Origin of the sequence: Aureivirga sp. CE67 (genome assembly GCF_015767245.1) — a bacterium.
In the GTDB taxonomy this organism is placed as follows: domain Bacteria; phylum Bacteroidota; class Bacteroidia; order Flavobacteriales; family Flavobacteriaceae; genus Aureivirga.
Genome location: NZ_JADOTV010000002.1, coordinates 285100 through 301441 on the forward strand (window position 1 = coordinate 285100; position 16342 = coordinate 301441).

Below are 16342 nucleotides of genomic sequence, written 5' to 3' on the forward strand. Positions count from 1 at the left end.
TACTTTATTCATTTAAAGTACAGGGTTTCTTATTTTAATATCTGTTAGAAGGTATAATTAATGTTATTTATTATTTTTTAAATAATTTAAAATTTCTAACCTCATTTGTTGACGTTTACCAGATGGTTCAAAATTAAAGATATCTCTTTTTAAAATATCTTCTAAACTATAAAACCCCGAATTGTCACGCAATATAAAACTATCTATAAATATTTTTTCTGGTACTTGACAGTTTAAATCTATAATTAAAAATTTTAAAGCACTCATATTTCTTACTCTTAAACAGAAATATATAATATTTTGTTCATACTCCTTTTTATTATTAAACTTTTTTAAATCAATACCATCGAGTTTAGTATCAAATAATTTTAATATTTCATAAGAACATTTCTCTCTATAATCCAGATTATATTCGAGTATTAGTGTTAATATTGGATCATATTCAAAATTACACTTTTTGTGTAGTCCTAAATTAAATTTAATATCATATTTAAGAAGTTCTTTAATATAAAATAAATCACATCTTTTATTAATTTTTAAGGCTAATAAAAGAGGAGTAATACAGTCTTTATTATCATATAAATTAGGATTTGCTCCTAATTTAAGTAATTCACTAAAAGCCTCTTTTTTATTATGTACCATCGCAGTTAATAATAAAGAAGTTCCATACTTTGGACTAAGATAATCAATATCAGATTTATTTATAATTACTTCCTCTCTGATGTCATTTAAGTTATTTTTTTCTACAGCTTTAGATAATGCTTCTACTGGAGTGTTATCAAATTGAGAGAAACTAAAAGCTGGATTTCTATTCTTACACGAAACAAGAATCATTATTAATAATAAATAAAAATATTTCATATTTATAAATAAATTATAAGAACTCCAACTTGGCATTTTTTTCGTTGAAGGGTCAACACTTGACCAAGTACTCCATTTTGAGTTGTAGTAGCGGTTTTTCCTTTTCATATTATTTAGCTATTTTTTTGAAATATACGATAATATTTTAATTTTCTTTTTCTAAACATATTTGCTAATTGTATTTTTTTGTGATTTCAGTAGCTGGAGGAGGAGGCATTTTAATATCAAAAGAATCTACAGGAAAAAAATAAAATTTAAGTTGTAATAATTTAGCTATTTTATTTTGGTCAATAGTATTTGTTTTTCCAATTTTAGAAACACTTTTAGAAATAACACTTATTATTTCTGACATTTTTTTAGGTTTATTTTTTTCATTATTGTTTAAATATGTAAGATTAAAACCAACATCAGGATAATCATTTATATGATAGTCTTTAAAGTTTTCAATTAATGTTAAGAACTCTTTTTCTAAGACTTTAGTTAAATTGTCTAAATCTGTAACTACGCCATCCAATAATACAGTCTCATTTATAAAATCAATTTCTAATGAATAATTAAACCTACCACAATTAAAAGTATTATTTTCATTATTTAAAAAAGTATATTTCTCCTGAAAAGATTTAATTAAAAAACTTTTATTACGAGTGAAAACTTCATTTTTAATAAAAATATTTTCTAATTCATCTTGAGATTTATTTGTTTTACAAGACTGTAAAATTAAAGCTCCAAAAAATATTAAAAACAGTTTAATAAGAGATTTATTTGGATGATTCATATTATTTTTGGATTTCAAAAGTTTTATAGCGTTTATCAAATAAAATAACAGGTGGTTCCGTATTTTCTTCAGGAACTCCATTAACAACAGAGTAATTATCAACTTTTCGACAAGATCGAATTAGATTTAAATTATCTCGTAGTATTAATTCTTTTTCATTTATTTTTTCCTATATTTTTAAATCTTTTCCAGCTTTCTTTTATTTCATAAATGATTATAGTATCTTTTTGATTACAAACGGCATTATAGTAAATATATTTTTCTAAATGAGTTTTAGCAAAGATGGTATAGTCTTTTTTCTTTTGAAATTTAATTTCTGATTGAAAAAATAGCTACGGAAATAATAAAGATTTAATTAGCAATTTCATATTGATTTAGATTTTAAGTTTTTTAAAAAAGTTTGATGAAAAATCTTCAATAATAATACCTATAAAAAAAGGCTACCCAATAAAGAGTAACCTTCAAAAGATTTTATTTCCATTGATTTTTCCTATATTTTTTCCAGTTTTTCTGAAATTTACTTTCTTTAGAATTAATAGTTTCAAATCCATGAGGGAAACAAAAAGAACATCCGCCCATTTCTTCATGATGTAAAATTCTAGCAATTTTCACGCTTGAAATTTTTCTAGGAAAATCAATCATTTGGTATTCATTTAAACCAAAAGCATTTTTAAGTTTTTTAGAAATTTTCATTCCATTCTTTTTTAAGTTTTATACTTAAAACATGGAACCTTTTAAAAATTGAATTAATAACATATTTATATTCTATATTTAACGTAAAGTAAAAGCTCTGAAAATCCCTTAAAAGTCTATGTTGAATGGAGTTTTGCAGAGAAAGATATAGCTTTTTTGGCTTGTTAGATTATTTAAAAGTTTATTTTGAATAACTCTAATAAAAAAGACCTTGTAATTCATTTCCTTTCAAGAAATTTTCACTGATCAAGTTCATCTCATCTTGTGTGAAGTATTTAGAATATGAATTTTTAAATAGAGCTAATTTTTGATTATCTAATAGCGTATTACTTTTAGATAAATAGATTTCATTTTCGAATTTTAAGATTTTATGTATAATTGACACACTTTGTAAATTATGTTCATAGTATCTATACAATCCGATACAATTTTCTTCATTAGTAATTATGGGATGAATTTTTAAACCATCGCCATCCCCAAAATCTTTATCTTGAATGACTTTTTTATAATCTTCCTTTGTAAAACAAGTTGTATTATTCTTGTAGGATTGAGATACATCTATTGTTTTACAAGATGAAAATAAAATAGCTATTATTAGAAGTAAAGGTATTTTCATATTTCATTATTTTCTTGAAATATAAGATGTTATTTTGATTTTTAATAATAAAAAGTCCTGAAAGGACGATATAAGCCAACACAGGATGAAGTTCTGTGAAAAAGAACTCTTATGAAAACCTACTCTTTCAACTGAAACTCATAAAGTCTATTTTCCGCATCACTCACAATATAAACTTTTCGATCATTCGAAATCACAACACCTTCTGCCTGATGAATTGGAAGTTCATATTCTTTTAGTAAAGTTCCATCATGAGATAAATGAATCAAAGCTTCAGATTCATCACTTACAATCCAAAATGAATTATCATCATCGCAAAATATTCCTGAAACATCTTTGGTAAAAGGTAATTTCATAGTATTTTCAACTTCTCCTTTTTTTGAAACTTGTAAAAGCTGTTTCGGACTAGCTTCGTTTACCATGTATAAATAATCATCATTTGGATTATAACAAATTCCTTCCAATCCGCTATTTTTATGTTTTTGTTTTCCTGATATTTTATGTTTTTCTACAATTTCTCCTTCCAAATTTACAGCATAAAGTTTCCTTTTATTTTCACTGATAATCCAAAATAAATTTTCTTTTTTGTCAAAAGTCACACCTTCAAGGTCGATTACGTCTAGCATTATCCTCGAAAGCACTTCTCCAGAAAGCGTAGTTTCATAAATTCCACCATCATTATCACTCACAATAAATAAAGTATTCTGATCCGAAGAAATAGAAATACCAGAAGGTTCTTTAATTTCTAAATCATAAACCTCCAAAAGCTTCAAATCACTTTGCATACGCATACTACAAGAAGCAGTGATCAGCGTCAAAACACATAAACTTGTTAAAAAAGAATAAAAACGTTTCATAAATGTTGATTACTTGTTGATAAAACAAATTACTGAATAATTTTAGTAATTTATTTTAGGACTCTTAGTTTTTTTATTTATTTGTGAAAAAATTAAAATTGTTTTAGGATGAAAAGAGTTTTTCTTTCAGTTTTTACTGTATTATTATTTATTTCCTGTCAAAAAGAAACTTATCAAGATTCAAATTCATATACTAGTGTTGAAGATGAAGTTTTTGATATTTTAGGTTTAGAATCTAAAGAATTTTCTTCGAAAATTGTATTTAGATATTCTACATATCAAAGAGAAAATTCTCTAGAATTTAGTGAAGGAAATTTTGAAACTTGGATTGTATTAAGAAATCAGTTATTTGGTAAAATTGTAGCAATTAATAAGGATTCTTACATTGGAATTGATGAAGAACTAATAATCCTTTCTGATAAAGATAATAAACAAAATCATATTGAGAAACCTAAGAATATCTTTATTCAGAGTGAAAAATCTTGTCAAATAGCAGAAAGCTTTCAAATTCCAAGACCAATATTATTAAAGAACACAATTAAGGAAGTTCCTATAGATCAGGATTTGATTTTAGAATTTGAAATTGATGAAAACTATCAAAATTCTTTTGTAATCGATTTAACCTTAAATGGAGGAGAAATTGTAAATGGAGAAGTATTTCCAAAAATTCATTATAATATTCCTGCAAATACGAATACTTTTAAAATTTCTTCAGAAGATTTAAAAGCAACTTTTTCAGAAGGAGATGAATTGATACTTTATATTGAAACTGCAAATTATGCAGAAAATGAATGTCAAGGTGAGAATTTAGGAGTGTTAGCTATTTCTCAATTATCTGTGTTTTTGTTTTAAAATAAAAAAAGCTACCAAAAAGGTAGCTTCTAAATATTTTTATCCAAATTTTTGAAGAACTTCATCAAAAGTAGCGAAAACTGTTTCAGGATCATCTGAAGTTACCATTTTCAATCTATACTCTTTGAAATGAGGAATTCCTTTAAAGTAATTTGTATAATGTCTTCTTGTTTCTAAAACTCCAAGCGCTCTACCTTTCCAAGCAATAGCCATTTCTAGGTGGCGACGAGCTACTTCTACACGCTCCGCAATGGTTGCCGGTTCATGATGCTCTCCAGTTTCAAAGAAATGCTTTACATCTCTAAAGAACCAAGGATTTCCAATTGTTGCACGACCAATCATCGCTCCATCTAATCCAAATTCATCACGCATTAAAGCTGCTTTCTCTGGCGAATCTACATCTCCATTTCCAAAAACAGGAATGTGCATTCTTGGGTTATTTTTTACTTCTGCAATTGGTTTCCAATCTGCAAAACCTTTATACATCTGAGCTCTTGTTCTTCCGTGAATAGAGATTGCTTTTGCTCCAGCATCCTGAATTCTTTCAGCAACTTCTACAATTTTGATAGAATCATGATCCCAACCTAAACGAGTTTTTACAGTAATTGGCAAATGTGTTCTTTTTACCATTTCCGCAGTAAGTTTCTCCATCAAGTCGATATCTTTTAAAATACCTGCTCCAGCTCCTTTACTCACTACTTTTTTTACAGGACAACCAAAGTTGATGTCAATAATATCTGGGTTCGATTTTTCAACGATTTCTACCGTACGTAGCATCGAATCTAAATTTGCTCCAAATATCTGAATTCCTACAGGACGTTCTTTCTCATAAATATCCAATTTCATCACACTCTTTGCAGCGTCACGAATCAAACCTTCTGAAGAAATAAATTCTGTATAAACTACATCTGCTCCTTGTTCTTTACATAATGCACGAAAAGGCGGATCACTTACATCCTCCATTGGTGCTAATAATAAAGGAAAATCTCCTAATTCTATGTCTCCTATTTTTACCAAAGCCTTAATTTTAAGGCTGCAAAGATACTATTTAGAATAGAAACATGAAAAAAATTCACGAATTCTTAAGATAGTCCGTTTTTTTACAGTGAATTAGCTTCTTTTAGAAATTTAAGAACTTCTTCTTTTGTTGGGTTTTCAGCTAAAATTATTCCTTCATTGTTCACTAAAAATTGTCTTCCAGCTAAACCTTCTAAATTATATAAGTTCCAAAGATTATACTCTCGATTTAATTCCACATAGTTCTTCCAAGGATATTTTAATCTTTTAATTACTCCATCATAATCTTTTATATTTTGAAGTCTTCCAACAACTCCCACAATTTCAAAACCTTCATCGTGATAATTATTGTATGTTTTTTCTAAAGCTTTACTTTTTCTTATACATGGGCTACACCAAGTTGCCCAAAAATCAAGAAGTGTTATTTTATTATTTTTTACAATTTTAGAAACATCAATTTCATTTCCTTCTCTATCTTTTGTTTTAAAAGGAATATATTTATTCCCAACTTTTATTTCAGAAAATTTTAGTTCTCTATTTTTTATAAACTCTGTATAAGGATGATTTGGAAATTTATTTTCAAATTGTGAAAAAGCAGTATTAAATGCTTTACGAACACTTTTATGATTTCTATAAATAGAATTATAACTATTGATGAATTTTGTATAACTAACAATATCTAGTGGTTTAGAAAGTAAAAATTCTAAATTTTTAATTTGTATTTTTTCTTCATAAGTTTCTATTTTTTCAATTATTTGTTTCCCTTCAGAAGAATAAAACTGATTTTTATTAATCAAATCATCTCTTAAAATTCTCAATTTTTCCATTTTATCAAAATCTTCTTCTTCTTGATATTTATCATCTATTTCTCTTCCTTTTGGACTGTGAAATTTATGATTTTCATAAAGTTCATTTCTTTTATCATAGGCAAGATTTAAACTATCGCGATAAGATGAATTATATTCTTTGGAAAAATTTTTATAATCAATTGTTTTGGAACTAGATTCTACTACGTTTTTTTGACTATTATAAATATCATAAATTTCAAATTGAATTGTATCTTTTTCTAAAAAGAAGGAATTAGCATAATAAGTTCCTCTTTCAAGTTCATTATTTAAAGAAATTTGATATAAAATATCTTCATCTTTTTCCAAAGTATATTCAAAACTTCCATCAGAATTCAAAGGAATTTTTACTCCTTCAAAATCAGCTTGATTTTCATAAATCTTGGAAAGTAAAACAAATTTTGTTTCAGGACTTTCTACAACTTTTCCTTTTAATACAATTTTTTGATTTAGTTCCTTTTTTAATTCTTTTTTGTCATCACAAGAAATCAAAGCCAGCAAGGCTAAAGGAAGGATAGTATTTTTTAGTTTCATCGTTAAATTTTTCAACGAATATATGAATTTACTCCTTCTTTTTCTTCTTATTTCTAGTAAAAACACGACCAGCTAAAAAACCTAAAGTAAACGGAACAAAGAAAATAACAAAGATGATTAAGACAACATAGAAAAGTATATCTCGAATAATTTTATCCAAATGTGACATAGCTTTATCTACAACACTTTCGCTCAAATCATCGATGTCGTTCATGATAACTTTTCGCTCTCTTTGAATGATGCTATCCAAAGCAACTCTTTCTTCTGAAATTTCATCGAAAACAGTTTCAATTTGATGATTTAAATTATCAAAAAGAGGCCGAATTTCATTTCGAATATTTTCAATACTTTCCCCTAATAGTTCTGGACTTTTTTCAGCAACAGCAATTAATTCTGTCAAACGAATATTTAAACTATCAGCTACTCGATCAAAATTCAATGTATCCAAACCACTTTCTTTTGCTAAAATTTGCGATTCCCAAAGAAATTGTTTTTTCGTGTTATTTGTAGTAAATGCAACCGTTGTAGAAAAATCTGCAACGACTTCGGCCAAAGAACCAATGGTTTTTACAGCCAAACTATCAGGTGTATTTGTATAACTTAAAAAAGATTCCCGTACAGGTTCATGTACCATTTTTAAAGATTTCATCGGGAAATTTTTAGCATGTCCTTCTACAAAATCTTTATATTTTTTTTCTTTATGTTTAGGCAGTTGTTTCAAAGCAATTTCTTCAATTCCTTTTTTATTTCTTTCAATTGCATCTTTGGCAATATGATGATATTTTCCAAAAAACTTTTTTCCTTCAGGCGAATTGATCAAATTTTCCATTTCAATCGCATAAGCCCAAGTATCCAAAAGCGCCATTTCTGGAGAAACTTGATAAGAAACTCTAGAGATTCCGATAGAAGCATTTAATTTCCATTGCAAAGCTTCTAATTCAATTTTTCGATTGTTTGTTATTTTTAATATAGAATCCGAAGCATATTCAATTTGGTCTAACATTAAATTTCCATATTCATGTGTAGAAACTCGAATGTTTAAATTTCTTTTTGTTAAAGGTTTTTGTCCTGTATCAATTTTCAATAAAGAACAAGAATAAATACACAATCCAAGAAACAAAAGCGCCAAATATTTAACATACCTCATAACCAAACAACATTAAAAATCTTATTTGAAGTTAAATCTTAAATATTTAGAATTTTCTTTAAGAACTATTAATTAACTTTTATTAAACATTTTTAGAAACTTCTTTATCCTTCATATAATATCGGGAATAATTGATATTACTTTAAATCATAAAACGATTTCAAACAAGAAAACAGATTAGAATAAAAAAATCCCCTTCAGATAAGAAGAGGATTAATATTTTTATTGATAAGTATTTTTTATTTCAAGAAAACTTCTTCCTTTTCTTCACGAATGACATCTTCATAAAGCATTGAAACTTCGTTTTCTTTTTTGATTACAGAAGTAATACTCACTGTTTCCACATAAGGACGATACATAAAAATAGTAGTTCCTTTTTCTCCCAAATCTTTTCTATGATGAAAATCTAAAATAGATTTTTGTGTAAATTCTGGATTATTTTTCAGCCAATCTGCAAACCAAGTTCTTCTGTCTTCTTTCATATCTTCTGTATACAAAGTTGCCGAAGACCAAATTCGAGGTGTATCTTTTAGTTTACTGAAATATTTTGTTTCTTCATCCCAAACCAGTTCGTAAGCTTTTCTTTCTGCTGACCAATCAACAATAATCAAAGTAAATGGTTCGATATCATGAAAATCAAAATTTTCTACATAAGTTTCCAAATCTTCCGCTTTCAGGATGTTTTTTACAACAATTCCACGGCTCATTCGGTAAGATTCTTTTCTAGAATGTTTTTCAAAAGCTCCATTTAGCAAGCAAGCTAGTCTTTGTTTTTCACTCATTCCAATCCAAGTTCCACCGGCAAATTCATCTTTTGGAAAAATCAAACGAACATTTTCTTCTGTATATTCTTTAGGGAAAAATGTTTTTCTATCTGGTTGCTCATCTCTGCTAGAAGTCAAGATAAAATCCGAGTCAGACAATGGCAAAAAAGTTACTGTACACATTCTTTTTATTTTAAAGCAAAAATAAAGCTTTTATTATTAAATTTACAGCAATTAATTTTTGATAATTTATTAAATAAATATAATTATGGCTAACGCATTTTTTAATGTTCCAACGGCAGTAAATGAGCCAGTTAAATCATATGCTCCTGGAACTCCAGAAAGAGAAGAACTTTTAGCTATGTACAAAAAAATGTACAACGAGCAAGTAGAAGTTCCATTATATATCGGTGAAGAAGAGATCAAAACAGGAGATACTGCTACGATGCACCCTCCACATGATCACAAACACGTATTAGGAACTTACCACAGAGCTTCAAAAGAGCACGTTGACTTAGCAATCGAAAAGGCGTTAGCTGCAAGAGAAGAGTGGGCTAATACTCCTTGGGAGCAAAGAGCTTCAATTTTCATTAAAGCTGCGGAGCTTTTAGCTGGACCATACAGAGCTAAAATGAATGCTGCTACAATGTTAGCACAATCTAAGAATGTTTTCCAAGCGGAAATCGATGCTGCTTGTGAGATGATTGATTTCTTTAGATTCAACGCTCAGTTCATGACAGATATTTACAAAAACCAACCAGAATCTGCTCCAGGAATGTGGAACAGAATGGAGTACCGTCCATTAGAAGGTTTTGTATATGCTGTTTCTCCATTCAACTTTACTTCTATTGCTGCAAACTTATTTGCTTCACCAGCAATGATGGGTAACGTTTGTGTTTGGAAACCATCTGATCACCAAATTTATTCTGCAAAAGTAATCGTTGACTTATTCAAAGAAGCTGGATTACCTGATGGAGTTGTAACTGTTGTTTACGGAGACCCTGTAATGATTACAGATACTGTAATGACACACAAAGATTTCTCTGGAATTCACTTTACAGGTTCAACTAGCATCTTCAAGAGCTTATGGAAAAAAGCTGGAGAAAACATGGATGTTTACAGAACTTACCCAAGAATTGTAGGAGAAACTGGAGGAAAAGACTTTATCTGGTCGCACCCAACTGCAAACATGGAAGAAGTTGGAACTGCAATTATCCGTGGAGCTTTCGAATACCAAGGACAAAAATGTTCTGCTGCTTCAAGAGCTTACGTTCCTGCTAGCCAATGGGATTCTATGAAAGATTTCTTAGAGAAAGAAATTGCTACAATCAAAATGGGAAGTCCAGAAGATCCAAGTAACTTCATGAATGCAGTAATTCACGAAGGATCTTTCGATAAATTAGCTTCTTACATTGATGCAGCTAAAGAAGCTGATGATGCTGAGGTAATTATTGGTGGAGGTCATGATAAATCTGTAGGTTACTTCGTAGAGCCAACAGTTATCGTAACTACAAACCCTCAATATGCTACAATGCACACAGAGTTATTCGGACCTGTAATTACAATTTACGTTTACGAAGATGCTGAGTGGAAAGATATCTTAAAAACTGTAGATGCTACTTCTGATTATGCTTTAACTGGAGCTATTTTTGCAAAAGATAGATATGTTATCAATTATGCTTGTAAAGCTTTAGAAAACGCTGCTGGAAACTTCTACATCAATGACAAACCAACTGGAGCTGTTGTAGGACAGCAACCATTTGGAGGAGCAAGAGGATCTGGAACAAATGATAAAGCTGGATCTGTATGGAACTTATTAAGATGGGTTTCTAACAGAACTATCAAAGAAACATTTGTACCACCAACAGACTACAGATACCCATTCTTAGGATAATTCTTAGAAAAGTATAGAAAACAAAAAAGCTCGCAATTGCGAGCTTTTTTATTATGAAGAGATGTCAAAAGAGCCATCCTTCAATTAATCAAACACTTTATTTTCTCCAATTTTTGCACTCTGAGCATTGATTACTTTATTGTTAGAATCAACTACAAATGCAACAATTGACATATTTTCTGGGTTTTCGATACTTCCTGGTACAGCTTGGTTAAACTGTTTTACAAATAAATCACCAACAGACTGAGGCTCCATATCATCACCAAATAAATCTGTTAATGACTTTCTCATTACATCATTATGCTCGTAATTTGGAATAGGGTTTTGTCCATCATAGTATGAAGAGTAATTTGTTTGAGAATAGATTAAGTTATTTTCCATTAAATAAACTACAATTTTAGTATCTGAAACATTTTCAGCAAAAGCAACTTTTACATCAATTGAAATGTTATTATCTTCCAATGAAGAATTGATAGCTAAACCTAATTTTGGAGTTTGGTTTAATGGTCCTTGTAATTCTTCTTCCGTTTTTAACCATGAATCACCTCTGTTAACGTATGCTCTTGGATATCCTGTTCCTGGCTCAATCCCGTGGAATTCTTCGATGTCAGTCAAACGCTCATAAGTCATTACATCACCACCTCTACCATGAATTACAATTGGAATAATATTAGAATTGTTTTCAATAGCATTATATAATTTATATCCCATATCTACACAGTATCCACACCATGTTCCTGTAAACTCTTCAATTGTAATTTTTTGAGTAAAGCTTGTTGGAAGTTCTTCTGTAACGTTTAATTGAATTGTTTGTGTACTTAATCCTTCGTATTTTGCATAAGCATTATAAGTCCCAACTTCTGTAGGAGTATATGTTTTTCCACTGATTTCTTCACCATTAATGAAGTAAACAGAGTTATCTGTTAAATCGTCTCCATATTCGCTAGCAACTGTAAAATTAAAAGATTCTCCAGAATTTAAATTGATTTGATCTTTATCAGTACTAAGAATATATTCTAAGTATTCTTGTGGTTCTTCTTCATCACATGATACTATTAAAAGAAGAAAAAGGCAAGAGATTATTTTTGTAAGGTTAGGTATAAATTTCTTCATTGTTAATTATTTAATTATGTAATTAATATTTTAAAAAACAGCTCAAATATATGTCTTTTCGGCATAACATTTGTAAATTATTTTATTTTTAAGTTAATTTTTATTAAAATAATAGGTTTAATATTATGTTAATTTTATATAATTGCATACTAATTAAATTTTAAAACTCTAGAATATGAAAAAAATAATCTTATTTGCTTTTTTTATAGCCATGACTGGTTATGTGAGCGCACAGAATTCATTACCTCAAATTTCCTTAAAAAATTTAAAAGGAGAGACAGTTGATGTAAAATCGTATGAAAAAGATGAACTAGTAATGGTTAACTTCTGGGCAACTTGGTGCGGACCATGTGTGAAAGAATTAAACGCATTAAGTGAAGAATATGATGAATTAGTAGAAGATACTAAAGTGAAAATTGTAGCAGTTACAATTGATGATGCTAGAAGTATTCCAAGAGTAAATGCATTAGTTAACGGAAAAGGTTGGCCATTTGATGTATTATTAGATTCTAACAGTGATTTAAAAAGAGCTATGAATGTTGGAAATGTACCTCATGTTTTTATTATTAAAAATGGAAAAATTGTATATAGCCATTCAGGATATACAGAAGGAGCAGAGTACGAATTAATCGAAAAGTTAGAAGAACTTTCTAAATCATAGAATTGATGAACTTAAAAATAAAACAATTAATCCCAGCTTGTTTATTAGGAATAACTACTCTTACTACAGCCCAAGAATTAGGTAATATTACAGGAAGTTTCGAATCAACTACACAACATTATAATAATGATGATGCTATTGGAGCTAACTTTGATAATATTGATAAATGGGGTTCAAATAACTATTTAAAACTAGATTATACTTTTAAAAACATATATGCAGGTCTTCAGTTTGAAGCATACGAACCTGCTTTATACGGTTTTGATCCAGATGGAAGTTTTCAGGGAGAAGGAATAGGTAGCTACTACTTAGCTTACGAAAAAGAGAATTTCGGATTAAGAGGAGGATTTATTTATGATCAATTTGGTAGTGGTCTAATTTTTCGTACATGGGAAGACAGACAAATTGGTATCAATAACGCTGTAAAAGGTGTTAGTGCATATGTGAATTTCGAAAATATTTTAAAAGTAAAAACGGTTTTTGGAAGGCAAAGAAAAACTTTAACAGAAACTGGAACTGGTGTAATTCGTGGAATTGATACAGAATTAGATCTAAATAATCTTTTTAAATATGATGGAAAATGGAAATTAAACGCTGGAGCTAGTGTTGTAGATCGATATGAAGGAGGTTACTCTGGACCAATCGAGGATTTCCCATCAAATGTTACAGCTTATTCTTTAAGATTTAGTGCTACAAATGGTTCTGTATTTTTTGATGCAGAATATGTAGGAAAAAGTAAAGATGCTTATGTGAGCTTGGTACCAGAAGTTGAGGTAACAGATTTCTTTTTTAAAGGAGATGCACTTTTAGCTAATTTAGGATATTCAAAAAAAGGATTTGGAATAAATGCAACTTTCAGAAGAATGCAATTTATGAATTTCCGTTCTGAAAGACTTGCGCAAAATAACTCATTGATTGTAAATTATATTCCTTCTTTAACAAAACAACATGATTATGGTTTAACAAATATCTATGTTTATGCTGCTCAGTCTAATTTAGTTTTATCTAAAAAACATGCAGTAACAGGTGAAATAGGAGGACAGATTGATATTTATTACACAATTCCTAAAGGAACTTTATTAGGAGGTAAATATGGAACTAAAATCGCTGTAAACGCTTCACAATGGAATGGACTTGTAAATAAAGGTCATTTACGTTTTGAAGACAATAAACTAGTAGAAGCAGAAGTTGATAATGAGTTTTTAAAACTAGGAGAAAGATATTTCCAAGATATCAATATTGAGATTTATAAAAAATGGAATCGTAAATGGAAATCTACCGTAGCATTTTTAAATGGATATTATAACAATACAGTTTTAAAAGGTGGACCTGGAGTAGGAGGAATCGTTAAAACTCAAATTGCTGTTCTAGATGTTACACATAATTTTTCTAGAAAAAGTGCTCTAAGGGTAGAAGGACAACATATGTGGGCAGAAGATAGTACTGGAGATTGGGCTGCTGCTACAATTGAGTATACTTTTGCACCAAAATGGTCTATTTATGCTGCCGATATGTATAATTACGGTAACAAAAAACCAGAAGGATCTAACGAACCAGATAATCAATTCCAAGTACATTACTACAATTTTGGAATGAGTTATACAAAAGGTTCAACAAGATTTGCTGCAAGTTACGGAAGACAAAGAGCAGGATTGCTTTGTGTTGGAGGAGTTTGTAGAATGGTACCAGCTTCAACTGGTTTAACATTAACATTGAATACTACTTTCTAAATTATTTAGAATATTTACTATTTTTTTTAAAAAGCTACCATTCTTTGGTAGCTTTTTTAATTTCATTTTGTTCAGATAAATTCCTTTTAAATTTTGATTCAAAAGTTTATTTTTAGTCCATAAAAAAGCAGTAATCGTATAAAACAATTACTGCTCCTTTATATTTTTAATACACTAAAATATTATAATGCACTATCAATTTTGTCTGTATAAGTTGCTTTTGGTGCTACACCAACTTGCTTATCTACAACTTCTCCATTTTTGAATAATAAAACAGTTGGGATATTTCTGATTCCAAATTTAGCAGCATATTCTTGGTTTGCGTCTACATCAACTTTACCAACTACAGCTTTTCCTTCGTACTCATTGCTGATTTCATCAATGATTGGTCCAACCATTTTACAAGGTCCACACCAAGCAGCCCAAAAATCAACTAATACTGGTTTGTCTGATTTTAATACTACTTCTTCAAATGTTGCATCTGTGATTTCTAATGCCATAATATTATTTTTTTATTGTTGTTTTATTTTTAATACTTGTAAAGAAAGTAAATTCTTATTATATGAACAAAATTACATATAATTTTAAGTAATATTTATATGCTTAAATCATTTTTTTCTATTTCGCTATTTCAGAAATTGATAAAATCTAAGTCGTTTAAAAAAGTTTTTTTATACATATTTTAAATAGAATTTTTCTGTACTTTCGAACTATGAAAAATACGGAGTTATTAGAAAAAACGATTCAGTTTGTTAAAGATAAATTGAAAGATGCCGAAGGAGGTCATGATTGGTTTCACATTGAAAGAGTTTGGAAAAATTCAAAACTAATTGCAAAAAACGAAGATGTAAATCATGAAATTGTAGAACTTGGTGCTTTGCTTCACGATATTGCGGATGCGAAATTTCATGAAGGAGATGAAACAGTTGGACCAAAAGTAGCAAGAGAATTTTTAAAAGACAATAATGTAGAAGAAGAAATAATTTCTCATGTAGAAAATATCATCAAATATATTTCTTTCAAAAATGGAGATACATCGCATATTTTTGATTCTAAAGAACTACAAGTTGTACGAGATGCAGACCGGTTAGATGCCATAGGAGCGATCGGAATTGCAAGAGCGTTCAATTATGGTGGATTTAAAAATAGAGCTTTGTATGATCCGGAAATTGAGCCAAAATTAAACCAAACAAAAGAAGAGTATAAAAAGAGTAAAGCTCCAACAATAAATCATTTTTATGAAAAACTTCTTTTATTGAAAGATAAAATGCACACAGATTCTGCAAAAGAAATCGCTGAAAAAAGACATCAATTTATGGAAGACTTTTTAGAGCAGTTTTATGGAGAATGGAACGGTGAAAGATAAAATGAAAAAATCCCTAATTAGGGATTTTTTTTATCTCGTCAATTTTGTAATAATTTCTTCGTGCTTTGGATATTCTTGGACTAAATAATTTCTTTCTGCCAATTGAAAATCTTCAAAATCAAAACCTGGAGCAACTGTACAACCTACAAAAGAAAATGTATTTTCATCTTTCACAGTTGCAGCAAACCAAACTCCTGCAGGAACTACATATTGTGGAATTGCATCTCCTTCTAGTCCTACTTCTTGTGTATGATAATTTCCTTCTTTGTCAATCGTATGAACAATCACTGGTGAACCTGAATAATAATGCCAAGTCTCATCTTGATTGATTTTATGAAAAGCGGAAAAATTTTCTGATTTTAATAAATAATAAATTCCCGTAGCGTAATTTCTATCCCCACTAAATTCTTTACCCAAAACCTCTTTTGGAATAGTTCCTTCACTTCGATAAACTTCTTTGTAAAATCCACCTTCTGGATGTGGAAGCATTTCAAATTTATCTATAAAATAGCTTGCTGTCATTTTCTAATAATAGTTTAGACATACGAAGTTATGAAAGTTTATTTTATCCTAAAGTGAAAATTTGTTTTAAACAAACACTAAGGGTCTGTTTAAAA

Annotated in this window: 17 protein-coding genes; 5 read left to right on the forward strand and 12 right to left on the reverse strand. The window is 29.1% G+C overall.

What is annotated here, in order from left to right:
• Positions 1-63: 63 nt before the first annotated feature.
• The 5 genes from I0K12_RS05135 to I0K12_RS05155 form a co-directional block, all read right to left on the reverse strand.
• Positions 64-969, reverse strand: a complete 906-nt coding sequence (locus I0K12_RS05135) for a hypothetical protein (protein WP_196885851.1) — start codon at positions 967-969, stop codon at positions 64-66.
• A gap of 64 nt (positions 970-1033) precedes the next feature.
• A complete protein-coding gene (locus tag I0K12_RS05140; protein ID WP_196885854.1) occupies positions 1034-1636 on the reverse strand; it encodes a hypothetical protein in 603 nt (200 codons plus the stop codon).
• A gap of 471 nt (positions 1637-2107) precedes the next feature.
• Complete coding sequence (locus I0K12_RS05145) at positions 2108-2329, reverse strand: phosphate ABC transporter substrate-binding protein (RefSeq protein WP_196885856.1); 222 nt, start codon at positions 2327-2329, stop codon at positions 2108-2110.
• Positions 2330-2525: 196 nt separating this feature from the next.
• Entirely contained in the window at positions 2526-2945 is a 420-nt protein-coding gene (locus I0K12_RS05150) for a hypothetical protein (RefSeq protein WP_196885858.1), read from the reverse strand.
• Between the two features lie 119 nt (positions 2946-3064).
• Positions 3065-3802, reverse strand: a complete 738-nt coding sequence (locus I0K12_RS05155; protein ID WP_196885860.1) for an SdiA-regulated domain-containing protein — start codon at positions 3800-3802, stop codon at positions 3065-3067.
• 108 nt (positions 3803-3910) lie between these two features.
• Between I0K12_RS05155 and I0K12_RS05160 the strand changes: the two genes are divergently transcribed.
• Positions 3911-4654 (forward strand): hypothetical protein, encoded by a 744-nt coding sequence (locus I0K12_RS05160; protein WP_196885862.1) that lies wholly within the window; start codon positions 3911-3913, stop codon positions 4652-4654.
• Positions 4655-4693: 39 nt separating this feature from the next.
• On the opposite strand, the gene dusB is transcribed toward I0K12_RS05160, so the two are convergent.
• The 4 genes from dusB to I0K12_RS05180 all read right to left on the reverse strand — a co-directional run bounded on the left by dusB (position 4694) and on the right by I0K12_RS05180 (position 9144).
• Complete coding sequence (gene dusB / locus I0K12_RS05165) at positions 4694-5671, reverse strand: tRNA dihydrouridine synthase DusB (RefSeq protein WP_196885871.1); 978 nt, start codon at positions 5669-5671, stop codon at positions 4694-4696.
• Positions 5672-5754: 83 nt separating this feature from the next.
• The gene (locus I0K12_RS05170) at positions 5755-7050 is read right to left on the reverse strand and encodes a TlpA disulfide reductase family protein (protein WP_196885879.1); all 1296 of its coding nucleotides are present in this window, start codon (positions 7048-7050) and stop codon (positions 5755-5757) included.
• Between the two features lie 28 nt (positions 7051-7078).
• Positions 7079-8197, reverse strand: a complete 1119-nt coding sequence (locus I0K12_RS05175) for a hypothetical protein (protein ID WP_196885880.1) — start codon at positions 8195-8197, stop codon at positions 7079-7081.
• A 239-nt stretch (positions 8198-8436) separates the two neighbouring features.
• Positions 8437-9144 (reverse strand): NRDE family protein, encoded by a 708-nt coding sequence (locus tag I0K12_RS05180; RefSeq protein WP_196885891.1) that lies wholly within the window; start codon positions 9142-9144, stop codon positions 8437-8439.
• An 85-nt stretch (positions 9145-9229) separates the two neighbouring features.
• Here I0K12_RS05180 and pruA point away from each other — a divergent pair, with 85 nt between their 5' ends.
• The gene (gene pruA / locus I0K12_RS05185; RefSeq protein ID WP_196885893.1) at positions 9230-10855 is read left to right on the forward strand and encodes an L-glutamate gamma-semialdehyde dehydrogenase; all 1626 of its coding nucleotides are present in this window, start codon (positions 9230-9232) and stop codon (positions 10853-10855) included.
• A gap of 84 nt (positions 10856-10939) precedes the next feature.
• On the opposite strand, the gene I0K12_RS05190 is transcribed toward pruA, so the two are convergent.
• On the reverse strand, positions 10940-11968 hold the full coding sequence (locus I0K12_RS05190) for an Omp28-related outer membrane protein (RefSeq protein WP_196885894.1): 1029 nt from the start codon (positions 11966-11968) through the stop codon (positions 10940-10942).
• Positions 11969-12143: 175 nt separating this feature from the next.
• Between I0K12_RS05190 and I0K12_RS05195 the strand changes: the two genes are divergently transcribed.
• Positions 12144-12629 carry a TlpA family protein disulfide reductase gene (locus I0K12_RS05195; RefSeq protein ID WP_196885895.1) on the forward strand — a complete coding sequence of 162 codons (486 nt, stop codon included), beginning with the start codon at positions 12144-12146 and terminating at the stop codon, positions 12627-12629.
• A 5-nt stretch (positions 12630-12634) separates the two neighbouring features.
• Positions 12635-14359 (forward strand): DUF6029 family protein, encoded by a 1725-nt coding sequence (locus I0K12_RS05200; RefSeq protein WP_196885896.1) that lies wholly within the window; start codon positions 12635-12637, stop codon positions 14357-14359.
• Positions 14360-14541: 182 nt separating this feature from the next.
• Here I0K12_RS05200 and trxA read toward each other — a convergent pair whose 3' ends face one another.
• Positions 14542-14859, reverse strand: coding sequence for a thioredoxin (gene trxA, locus I0K12_RS05205; RefSeq protein WP_196885897.1), 318 nt, complete (start codon positions 14857-14859; stop codon positions 14542-14544).
• A gap of 212 nt (positions 14860-15071) precedes the next feature.
• Between trxA and I0K12_RS05210 the strand changes: the two genes are divergently transcribed.
• Positions 15072-15725, forward strand: coding sequence for an HD domain-containing protein (locus I0K12_RS05210; protein WP_196885898.1), 654 nt, complete (start codon positions 15072-15074; stop codon positions 15723-15725).
• A gap of 30 nt (positions 15726-15755) precedes the next feature.
• Here the strand turns inward: I0K12_RS05210 and I0K12_RS05215 are convergent, their stop codons facing one another.
• Entirely contained in the window at positions 15756-16247 is a 492-nt protein-coding gene (locus I0K12_RS05215; protein WP_196885899.1) for a cupin domain-containing protein, read from the reverse strand.
• Between the last annotated feature and the right edge of the window lie 95 nt (positions 16248-16342).